Origin of the sequence: Methanohalophilus sp. DAL1, assembly GCF_001683555.1 — an archaeon.
GTDB lineage: Archaea > Halobacteriota > Methanosarcinia > Methanosarcinales > Methanosarcinaceae > Methanohalophilus > Methanohalophilus euhalobius.
Genome location: NZ_MAFX01000039.1, coordinates 1 through 8833, shown reverse-complemented (window position 1 = coordinate 8833; position 8833 = coordinate 1). Strand labels below are relative to the sequence as shown.

The following is an 8833-nucleotide window of genomic DNA, read 5'->3' as shown; positions in this document are numbered from 1 at the left end:
ACTGTTGTAGATATATATGGTAATATTCAAGGTGATATCGGATGAGTAATGTTGTATTATATGATTTCAGCGCCACCTGGTGTGGCCCATGCAAGATGCAGAAACCAATTCTTGAGAACCTGGAGAAAGAACTCGGCGACAAGGTCGATATTAAGGAAGTTGATGTGGATCAGAGTCCGGACCTTGCCGGGAAATATGGAATTCATGCGGTACCTACCCTGATCATCGAAAAAGATGGTTCGGAAATTAAAAGATATACCGGTGTAACCAGTGCCGATATACTGAGTGCTGAACTGAAGAAATTATTCTGATGCATACCCCCTCTTTTTTCTTCTCTTTTTCACAAAAGGGTAAATAACTTGTAGTCCTCTCCTGTCCTGAGGTATAACAAGTGCAGCGTTTGGTCAGGATGGGTATGATGCCGTATCGGCAAAAAAACGCCCGTGGAGGATTCAAGCCCCATCTGGCTGTAAAATTCAGAAGTGAAGAAGGGAATTTGCGCTCTTTTTTTATTGATTCTACAAGGGTTGCGGCAAAGTATCCGCAGCCGGACGCTTATTTGATAACCCATGCCCATTCCGACCATCACGGCAACTCAGCAATGCTGTCCGAGTTCTCAATATGCACGGAAAAAACCATGAAGGCCCTGGAGGTACGGCATAGTCGTAACTTTAAAGGCAATCTGGCAGGGGAAAACGGGCTTATTGACTATGGGGATGTAAAAATCCGGACCTATCCAACCCACCACACCGATGGTTCTGTGGCCTTTGGGTGGGAAAATGAAAACGGGATGCGTATTCTTGCAACAGGTGATGTGAAGGACGCCTCCAATCTTCCCTCCTGTGATGTACTCATAACCGAGGCAAATTATGGAGACCCTGCTGACCTTTCCTGTTATTTTGAGGATGATCTGGAAGGATTTTATGCGGCACTTGAATCCCCTCAGGATGTAGCATTTGGTGCTTATCCTTTTGGGAAGGCGCAAAGGGTTGTCAGACTTATCAGGCAATCAGGCTATGAGGGGCCAATAGGGATGGATGACAGGTCGCAGGAACTTACACAAAACCTGCTTGAGGATGCAGGTGAACTTGTTTCGATGAATGAGGGAGCTGGAGTCAATGTTGTTTCTCCGGGCAAACTGGAACAACTTCCCCTTTATATGTCCAAATACATGATTACAGGACGCAGGGACCACCGTTTTCCCTCCATCAATATCAGTGACCACCTGGATGCTTCAGGCCTGGAAAAAATGGTTCTGGATATCGATCCGGAATTTGTGGTGGTCTATCATCCCGGGGGACATCGCCCCTCCCGATTTGCTTGTCATCTGAATACACTGGGATATGATGCTGTTTGCCTTGCAGATATCAATAATGTTGTCAGCAATGAATTTATGTAATAGGTGATCACCTATGAATAAACGTTTATATAGGTTATTGTGTTGTATGTTCATTCATAATATTCATTCAGGAGAAGATGCCCCTTGAAAAATAAAGCGAATAAATCAAAAAAGGAAAATAAGCCTGCTGAAGGGGAAAAGGCTTCTGCTGCAAAAGTGGCCACAGCTACTAAGGTCATGACCCCCGAGGAGAAGAGAGCAGCTCATGTTGAGGGTATCGTGAAGACTGCAGTTGCTGCTTTCATAGGAATTTTCGCAGGTATCATAGCATTCAACATCCTGGGAACAGGAGCACAATCAAAATGGTATGCTATTCTTGTGATTGTTGCAATACTTGCCTATTATGCCCAGCGGTTGATTTTCCCAAGGATCAATATCGATACCAAGGAATTCGGTATGAAAGACTGGTTTTACGTAGAATTCATAGTTCTTGATTTTTGCCTTGTTACATGGACATTACTTTTGAACTGATATCCACCCTTATCTGGCAGGTATTTTGATATGCGAATTGCAGTACTGAATAAAGATAGATGTCAGCCCAGAAGATGCAGCCACGAGTGTGAGAAATATTGTCCCCGCGTCAGGACAGGTGACGAAACAATCATTTTTGGAGAAGACGGTAAACCCATAATTTCAGAAGAGATGTGTGTGGGTTGTGGTATATGTGTCAATAAATGCCCCTTTGATGCCATTATGATTATTGGCCTGCCCGAAGAACTGGATAAACCAATCCATCGTTACGGTACCAATGGTTTTGCGCTCTATGGCCTGCCTTCAGTTGAAACCGGCAGGGTAACCGGTATTCTGGGGCCCAATGGTATCGGTAAAAGTACCTGTGTGCAGATTCTTTCAGGAAACATGATCCCCAATTTTGGTGGTGAGGAAGGAAGCTGGGATGAGGTGCTTGAATATTATTCAGGAACCTCTATGTATGAATATTTCAGCAAGGTTGCAGAAGATACTATAAAAGTTTCCCAGAAACCTCAGTATGTGGATATGATCCCCAAAGCTTTCAAGGGCAAAACCCGTGAATTGCTTGAAAATACAGATGAATGTGGCAGATTGGATGATCTTGTGAATAAACTCGGTTTATCTAATATAATGGATCGCAATATCGGGGACTTGAGTGGAGGGGAACTCCAGAGAGTAGCGATTGCTGCCTGTGCTGCCAAAGACGCCGATTTCTATTTTTTTGATGAGATCAGTCCCTATCTTGATATTTACCAGCGTATAAAAGTGTCCCAGTTAATTCAGGAAATTTCACAGGACAAGGCCGTACTTGTTGTAGAACACGATCTGGCAATTCTGGACATGCTCTCTGATGTGGTACATGTTGCTTATGGTATGCCTTCTGGCTATGGTGTGATTACTCATCCCAAGGGAGTGCGTATTGCCATCAATCAGTATCTCAAAGGTTATCTTCCCGAGGAAAATGTGCGTGTCAGGCCGGACAGCATTAATTTTGAGGTGCATCCTCCAAGAGCTGAAAAAGAAGTTGGCACACTTGTGGAATATGGGGGCTTTTCCAAGAACTATGATAAGTTCAGCCTCAAAGCAGCTGAAGGTTCTCTTAGAAACGGTGAAGTGCTCGGTGTTGTGGGTCCCAATGGAATTGGTAAGTCCACTTTCGTAAAGGTCCTTGCGGGCGAGGAAGAACCGGATGAAAAAGAGATGGACTTTGACATATCCATTTCCTATAAGCCCCAGTATGTCGTGGTTGACCAGAATCTACTGGTTAAGTATTTCCTCAGGGGAATCTCCTCAAAGGTCGACACCAGTTACTATGAGGCTGAGATTGCCAAACCTCTCCAGCTTGAAAGGCTCTATGACCGCTCCCTGGCCGATCTCAGTGGTGGTGAATTACAGAGGGTTGCAATAGCAGCCTGTTTGACCAGGGATGCAGATATGTATATTCTTGATGAACCCAGTGCTCATCTTGATGTCGAGCAGCGCTCCCAGGCCACCAAGACCATCAAGCGTTTTGCTGAGAACAATAAGAAAACCGCCATGGTTGTAGATCATGATATTTACATGATCGATATGCTCAGTGAAAGGTTGATCGTATTTGAAGGTGAGCCGGCTGTATATGGTGAAGCTCATTCCCCGACCGGTATGCAGAAAGGAATGAATAAATTCCTCTCCAACCTGGACATAACTTTCCGCCGTGATGAAGATACGTCCCGGCCCAGGGTCAATAAAAAGGATTCACATCTGGACAGGTTGCAAAAATCCAAGGGTGAATACTATTATTACAATCTGGATGAATAATTTCATCCTCTTTTTGCAAGGTACCAGGTGAGAAACTCACTGTAGATAATTATTCCTGTCAGTGTAGTCCATACTATGAACAGGATGTGGTAGTTGTTTATAGGGACATTTCCCCCATCAAGCATGAAATGCTGTATGGACAGGAAGGTCCCGGTGGGTTCAGGTACAATAATTGTTGCAAGCATAATGGGTATTGTGAGCAGCAGTATTGCAAAAAAGGATGAGTACCTGAAAAATATGAACAATACAGCAACGGATAATATCAGAAAGAAGGCAATTGATATGGAGAAAGCTATTATGTCCATTTAAATCCTCTTTAATTTCAATCAACGTTTTTTATTTATATATAAGTATGCGATCAGGGGGCCGGTTACAATTACTATGAGCAGTACAGCATAGATGCCAATGAGCATTTTTGCTCCCATAGGTTCTCCGGCTGGCTGGTTTGAATCTTTCGTATGGCCGTCTGCATTGCCATCCTGTATGTTTATTGTGTAAGTATCGGTTTTTACCTGCCCGGCAGTCCCGTCCTCTCTTTCATATTCAAGCACAGTCGGAGACAAATGAACTGCAGGGGCATCAGGTGTCTTGATGGTATATTCAATGGTTTTTTCTTCCAGGGGCTTCAGTTTACCAGCCCAGGAAAGTTCCCCTCCAATAACATCCACCTCATCAGGAACATTTTCTTCCACCTCCACATTCGAGGTTATGGTTCCTGTGTTGGATGCTGTCAGGGATATTCTGACATGTTCCCCTATTATGGGAGTAGTCTTGTTTAGTTTCCTGTCTATTTCCAGTTTGGTACCTTCAACTACTACCGGAAAGTTTCCATCAGAGGTCACTTCATATGAATTACCCTTATATTCAAAACTGGCAGTTGCAGGTTTGATTTCATATCTTCCTGGCTCCGTGGGCATAGCTGTATAATTGACTGTGTCACTGCTGTTTGAAGGGATTACCAGATCCCATTTTGGATAAGGATTGTCCATCAACAAGAAGGATGAAGGAAGATTGTCCTGGAGATGGATTATCTTTTTAGAAGAAGCATAATTATGGATTGAAAGGTTTACTGATAAGTTGGAAGTAGCGTCTAGGTTTTTTTCCACAATTTCCTTGTTGATGGATATGAAGGGAAGGATTGTGGTTGTGGTTTTTACGGAATCATCATGCTCGTTGCTCTGGTAATCAAAACCTTTTAGGTAAAGTGCAATTTCGGAATTGATCTTGCGTGGTTGTTCGGGTATTCGGATAATCAGGTCAGTGGTGAAGTTTTTCCCGGGTTTAAGGACCTGGGACACATTTTTCTGGATTATATCTCCAACAGAATTTTCTGTTTCAAGGGATATTCCCCTAAGGGTCAACTCTCCTGTGTTTTGAATGGATGCTGTTGCATGAATCTGATTATTGCATCGGTATGTATCCCTGATACCTGTGAGGCTTAGTTGAACAGAGGCTTCTCCAGGTGTGTAGACCTCAACCACTACTGATGTACTATCGACATAGGAGACCCTGAACATAATTTCCCTGTTGTATTTCAGGACGTCCCCGCGTTTGAATTCCTGCTCTTGATTTTCGTTATTATGCTTTATGTCAAGATATGCAGTTTTTGTGGCTTCATCGATTGCTTGAAGTTTTACATCTGTATTTTCATAGGATACATTGTTTCCTGCATCAAGCCTGTAACTTTCTCTCAGTATCCATACTTTCTCAAACTCGTGGAATGCAGCATCAAAAGTAACTTGCCCCTTGTTTATTTCTGTGACATTAACCCTTAGTGTGTTTTCGTGGATATATTCATTGTTGGCGCTGTCATCAAGGCGGAAATGTTCAATATAGTTATCATTGAGATAGAGAATTAATTCTGCGTTTCCATTCCCAATATTGTAGGGTTTTAGGGTATAACTATCAATGAATGCCCTTTCTCCTTCTCCCAGGGAATAGGAACCCTGATTGACCCAGATATCCTCATGCTGGTGGTCATAGGCATAAGCAGGATTGCATAGTAGTAACAGGATTAATATGGCAAGAATATACCTTGAAGGCATCTTCTTCACATATATGTTGCATTGTCTATAAAAGTTGTTATATCCCACGGTCTTCATGGTGGTTGTAATTGTTGAGACATTCGTTCATAGTGTATCCCTGGATGTTTCTACAGGGTCATTTTTTCGATAATTATTTATTTTAAGAGCATATTTTATGTAATATTATTGTTTAAAATATTAACACTATATGCACTAAAATATAAATTCAGTGTTAAGTGGAGGAAATATGCACATACCAGATTCATTTATGCCATTAAGTCAGGCTATTGTCTATTGGGCTATCGCTATCCCTTTCATAATGATGTCTTTGCGGTGGTCGAGAAAAGAAATGGATGACATGAAAATACCCATTCTTGCAGCTCTTGCTGCGGGAATATTTGCAATCCAGGCTCTGAACATACCTATTGGGATGGGCACCAGTGGTCACATGGTTGGCGCAACGCTTGTAGCTATCGTACTGGGTAGCCCCTGGGCAGGATTACTCGTACTGACTCTTGTACTGATTGTACAGGGATTTGTTTTTGGTGATGGTGGAATCACTGTAATGGGTGCAAACATCATCAATATGGGATTGATTTCCGGGTTTATCGGTTATTATACATTTGTAGGTCTGAAGAAACGTGTAAGCATGAGCATTGCTGCTTTTGTGGGTGCGTGGCTTGGCCTTTTCATATCCTCGCTGGCAACGGCGGTTGAATTGTGGCTGGCAGGTATGTTCCCCCTTGTACCGGGTTTAATGGCAATGGGGACCTTTCACTTCATAATAGGTATTGTCGGTGAGGGATTGATAACAACCATCGCACTGGCGGCAATTGCAAGATCCAGGCCGGATTTGTTGTCGGATACAGTTAGGGATAGCCGGGGGGTGGAAGCATGAACCAGAACATGAAGTTTCTTTTAGTCGGCCTTGCAATTGCAATTGTCATCTCGGTTGCAGCACCTTTCCTTGCGTCCCCTGCTCCGGACGGTCTTGAAAGTTCCGCGGAAAATGTAATCGAGGAATCTAAATTTGCAGTGCTTGAAGAATCAGAACCTGCCATCCAGTCTCCAATGCCCGACTATTCAATTGAAGGAATGGGTAAATCCGGGGAAATACTGGCCATAACAATAGGAAGTATTGCAATGCTTCTGATTGCATACGGTATCGGAAAAGCTGCAAAGGCATAAAATTCAGCTTTCCAATTATTTTTTCTTTTCTTTTATCCATATAATTGCATTACAATAAGTAAACCGGCAGCAATCGTCACAAACGTATAATCCTGTACACGCAGTCTTTCCTTACGCAGGTACACACTATTTCCCTTGTATCCCCTGCACAGCATGCTGATGTATGTCCTTTCTCCCTGTTCATAAGAACGTATGAAAAGGGAACTTATTGTATATGCAATCTGTCGGAGAATCCATTTTCTAGGTACTTTCCTGTTCCATATGTGAAACAACCTGACTTTCTGTGCGGTACGAATTCTTTTGAGGAAAATCCAGAAAAGAAACAGGTATCTTACCATCATTGTAAGCAGGAGTGTAAATTCGGCGGGAATTCCCAGTCTTCTGGCTGCTGCAACCATTTCATTCATGCTTGTGGTCGATGACAAAAGAATGATTGCGGACACACAGACGAGAAACTTCGCAAACAACAAACCACCAAAAAGAAGTCCTTCATAAGTGACAGCAAGTCCGAATGGAAGATCGACAGGATAATAGGTGGCCTGGTCCAAAAACGAATGTCTTACAAAAGGCTGTAGGACAATAATACTTGTTCCAAATGGCAGGGTGACGAGTAGTCGTAAAAGTACATAAACCGGATTCAATCGAGCCAATACCATCAGGACAATAAGATATAATTCCAGTGTCCCTAACTTGTAAAGGTTGGAGAACTCAAGAGGAGATAACCATACACTGTAAATTATTATAATTATTGATATTGCCAGTTTTGTTCTGCCGTCCAAATTGTGGATTGGTGTTTGTTTATATGTCTGCCTTTCTATATCCGTAAGCGTAATATCCATACAAACAGACCTTTATCTTTTGATAACTTTAAGCAACTCTTCCTTGGCTTCAAAGGGCGTGGACTGGATTTTTATTTCAATCCCTTCTTCCTGCAAAAGGCTAAAAACTTCAGCTATTCGGGGCATGCGCAGTTGTGCCTTTTTTAACAAAATCCCGTTGCCAAATATTTCCATAGGAGTTCCTTCAGCTTCAATTTCACCATGGTGAAGTACCACGACCCTCTCAGCAAAAGAGGGTACGATATCCACTTCATGAGTAGATATTATCACGGTAATATTGAGTTCTCTGTTCATCCTTTCAATAATGTCAAGTACATTATCTGCGCTTACGGGGTCCAGCCCAGCGGTTGGCTCATCAAGTATCACTACTTCAGGCTGGATTGCAAGAATTCCCGCAATAGAAACCAGTTTTTTCTGTCCCCCGCTGAGATGATGGGGGACTCTTTTTTCAAGTCCCGATAAATTCACGATTTCAAGGGCTTTTTTGACTCTTTCTTCAACTTCCTCCAATGGTAATCCCAAATTCATCGGTCCAAAGGCTACATCTTCCTTTACAGTAGGTGAGATAATCTGGTCATCAGGATTCTGGAAAACAATTCCTACAGTATGCCGTACGTCCAGTATATTATCTTTTTTGATCGGGAGCCCTTTTACATAAACACTTCCTGCAATGGGTTTAAGTATTCCATTAAGATGTTTGAAAAGGGTCGATTTTCCTGCACCGTTTGCTCCGAGTACTGCTATTTTATCTCCCTGGTAAGCTTTGAAATCAATGTCATCGAGAGCTTTTTGATCACTGTGCGAATACCGAAAAGAAAGATTCTTTGTTTCGATCACAGGAGTTGGTTGATTCATGTGTCTAAAATCATACACGCTGAATATATATGTTACTGATTGTGAAACATACAAAAATAGATAACACGCATTGTTTCAGAACGGAAGTTGTACATAATCTGATTTACATAAACCCTCTTCCGGTAATATTTAGTACAATAATACTTCATTGTCATTTGCATGCTCACAAAAAGAATCATCCCCTGTCTTGATGTTACCCTGGACGAAGCCGGCGGGACCGTAGTCAAGGGTGTGGAATTCCTTGACCTCAGGAAAGCCGG

10 protein-coding genes and 1 pseudogene are annotated in these 8833 nt (G+C 42.5%); 8 read left to right on the top strand and 3 right to left on the bottom strand.

The window, feature by feature from the left end; all coding sequences use genetic code 11:
• Positions 1-41: 41 nt before the first annotated feature.
• The 5 genes from A9957_RS07610 (at position 42) to A9957_RS07590 (ending at position 3976) form a co-directional block, all read left to right on the top strand.
• Entirely contained in the window at positions 42-311 is a 270-nt protein-coding gene (locus tag A9957_RS07610; protein WP_072561199.1) for a co-chaperone YbbN, read from the top strand.
• 104 nt (positions 312-415) lie between these two features.
• On the top strand, positions 416-1399 hold the full coding sequence (locus A9957_RS07605) for an MBL fold metallo-hydrolase (RefSeq protein WP_292343757.1): 984 nt from the start codon (positions 416-418) through the stop codon (positions 1397-1399).
• 84 nt (positions 1400-1483) lie between these two features.
• Positions 1484-1870, top strand: coding sequence for a hypothetical protein (locus A9957_RS07600; RefSeq protein WP_292343756.1), 387 nt, complete (start codon positions 1484-1486; stop codon positions 1868-1870).
• Positions 1871-1900: 30 nt separating this feature from the next.
• A complete protein-coding gene (locus A9957_RS07595) occupies positions 1901-3667 on the top strand; it encodes a ribosome biogenesis/translation initiation ATPase RLI (protein ID WP_292343754.1) in 1767 nt (588 codons plus the stop codon).
• A 123-nt stretch (positions 3668-3790) separates the two neighbouring features.
• Complete coding sequence (locus A9957_RS07590; RefSeq protein WP_292343752.1) at positions 3791-3976, top strand: hypothetical protein; 186 nt, start codon at positions 3791-3793, stop codon at positions 3974-3976.
• 17 nt (positions 3977-3993) lie between these two features.
• Here the strand turns inward: A9957_RS07590 and A9957_RS07585 are convergent, their stop codons facing one another.
• A complete protein-coding gene (locus A9957_RS07585) occupies positions 3994-5712 on the bottom strand; it encodes a hypothetical protein (RefSeq protein ID WP_292343750.1) in 1719 nt (572 codons plus the stop codon).
• 226 nt (positions 5713-5938) lie between these two features.
• Here A9957_RS07585 and cbiM point away from each other — a divergent pair, with 226 nt between their 5' ends.
• Both cbiM and A9957_RS07575 read left to right on the top strand, forming a co-directional pair.
• A complete protein-coding gene (gene cbiM / locus A9957_RS07580) occupies positions 5939-6589 on the top strand; it encodes a cobalt transporter CbiM (protein ID WP_292343749.1) in 651 nt (216 codons plus the stop codon).
• Positions 6586-6879, top strand: a complete 294-nt coding sequence (locus A9957_RS07575) for a PDGLE domain-containing protein (protein ID WP_292343747.1) — start codon at positions 6586-6588, stop codon at positions 6877-6879. The genes cbiM and A9957_RS07575 overlap by 4 nt, the downstream gene beginning before the upstream one ends.
• A gap of 32 nt (positions 6880-6911) precedes the next feature.
• Here A9957_RS07575 and cbiQ read toward each other — a convergent pair whose 3' ends face one another.
• On the bottom strand, positions 6912-7718 hold the full coding sequence (gene cbiQ / locus A9957_RS07570; RefSeq protein WP_292343745.1) for a cobalt ECF transporter T component CbiQ: 807 nt from the start codon (positions 7716-7718) through the stop codon (positions 6912-6914).
• A 12-nt stretch (positions 7719-7730) separates the two neighbouring features.
• A complete protein-coding gene (locus A9957_RS07565) occupies positions 7731-8573 on the bottom strand; it encodes an energy-coupling factor ABC transporter ATP-binding protein (protein ID WP_292343744.1) in 843 nt (280 codons plus the stop codon).
• Between the two features lie 159 nt (positions 8574-8732).
• Between A9957_RS07565 and A9957_RS07560 the strand changes: the two are divergent.
• Positions 8733-8833 (top strand): annotated as a pseudogene (locus A9957_RS07560) (imidazole glycerol phosphate synthase subunit HisF); the annotation flags it as partial.